Genomic DNA, 1,601 nt, shown 5'->3' on the forward strand with positions numbered 1-1,601 from the left:
TCTGAAGGCGCGACCCAAGGCCGGGTTCCCCGGCCTTGGGTCGCGCACTACCATGGGAATTTAATTCGACGACTGTAAGCGCACCGGGAGAGTTGATCGAGTATGGTTTTCCGGGACTGGTAGGGGGAATAAAAAAAACTGTGTACCTCATGATTCTGATAATTACTATATCCACCTGGGTTTTAGCAGTGGTCTCCACGGGGCAAGAAAAATTAACAATACATGCACTAATGGAAGATCCTGGTACTCTAAAGGGAAAAACTATATTAAGTAAAGTCAAACACACTAATCCAATGTCATAGCTAAAAAAAATGTCTGGTACCATGGAAGATATTGCTAGACAAGCCCACCAGGGTAGCGTGGTGGCAATTATTCAAACACTGAATGAACGATTAGCCGATTTTGGGGTGAGAACTAGAGCCATTCTGGCTGATGGCGTATTGCAAGTTTTGTGTGAAGCAGCAAAACCGGAACAGCTGGAACAATCGATTCTAGTCAGTCAAATCCAGGAAATTCTGGAAGAAATTTCACCGCGTAACATTCGTCGTGTCAGGATCAACAGCCGCATCGTGCGAGAGGAACAATTACTCTGGTTAGAAGAAATTAGCCGTGACCCAGACAATCAGCTGTTGTGGTACGAAGACATAACCCTTACTAGGCCAAATTTCTTCAAGCAACTGGCTCAAACCTTCAACAATCGCCAAAACCTACCGAGCCAGCAACTGGCTCTAACACCAGGATTTTCCCGTCAACTGAGCCAAAAAAAACTACCGAGTCAGCAACTGGTCTTACCGCCAGCTTCTTACAGTCAACTACGTAAAAAAGGTCGATTGCGGCAAGGTGTTGTGATTGGGTTAGGTTTGGGTTTATTCCTGATCCTAGTAGGTTGGTTACTGAATGATTGGTTTGGGAGGGAAATCGAATCCCTAAACCCAACTCAAGCCGACCATTCGGCAAAAGACCCAGCCAATTCTTCTTCATCGGGATCTTCTAGTAATCCAGACCCCCCCTTTACTCGGGACCCCTTTACTGAAGCAATGCGCCTAGCTCAAGAAGCAGCGGCAGCAGGTGAAAGTGTCGAAACCTCAGCTCAATGGTTAGATGTGGCAGCTAAGTGGGAACGGGCATCAAATCTAATGGAGACGGTAAAACCTGATGACCAACGCTACCAGATAGCTCGTTATCGGGTTATACTTTATCGAAAAAACAGTGAGGAAGCTCAAAAACAAGCTAGAAAGAAGCGCTCCTAGTAGTGTTGAATTGAAGTTTTAAATCAGTTTTGTTTAAAAAACGGTATAAAAAGGTGCTCAAGGTGTTTAAGGTGTTCAAAGTGAATCTATTTCAATCCCAGGGGAGATATCTGGAGTTTCTCAATTCTCTCCTGGGTTTCCAGGTACTACTAGTCTACCCAACTCAGAGGCACGCGCCTTTTGGGATTTTTACGCTCTGTGCCTTAGGTCGAAACTCCAACAAGCCCTCATCCAATCTACCGATCAGAATTAATTGGGTAGACGAATTTCGAGCAGTAACCATTGTTGATATCGTGGTGCGCGCCCGTTCGCGCCCCGCGTCGGCTTTGCCGATAGGCGCGCCTCCTAGGA

The 1,601-nt window shown here is 46.1% G+C and carries 2 protein-coding genes; both read left to right on the forward strand.

Annotated features, from left to right (window positions below):
- Positions 1-311: 311 nt before the first annotated feature.
- Positions 312-1,250 (forward strand): hypothetical protein, encoded by a 939-nt coding sequence (locus tag F6K37_RS41540; protein WP_287257103.1) that lies wholly within the window; start codon positions 312-314, stop codon positions 1,248-1,250.
- Between the two features lie 80 nt (positions 1,251-1,330).
- Positions 1,331-1,601 (forward strand): hypothetical protein (locus tag F6K37_RS41545; RefSeq protein WP_287257104.1); only part of this gene is annotated, 271 nt, incomplete at its 3' end.

It is taken from the genome of Moorena sp. SIO4E2, assembly GCF_010671945.1.
In the GTDB taxonomy this organism is placed as follows: domain Bacteria; phylum Cyanobacteriota; class Cyanobacteriia; order Cyanobacteriales; family Coleofasciculaceae; genus Moorena; species Moorena producens.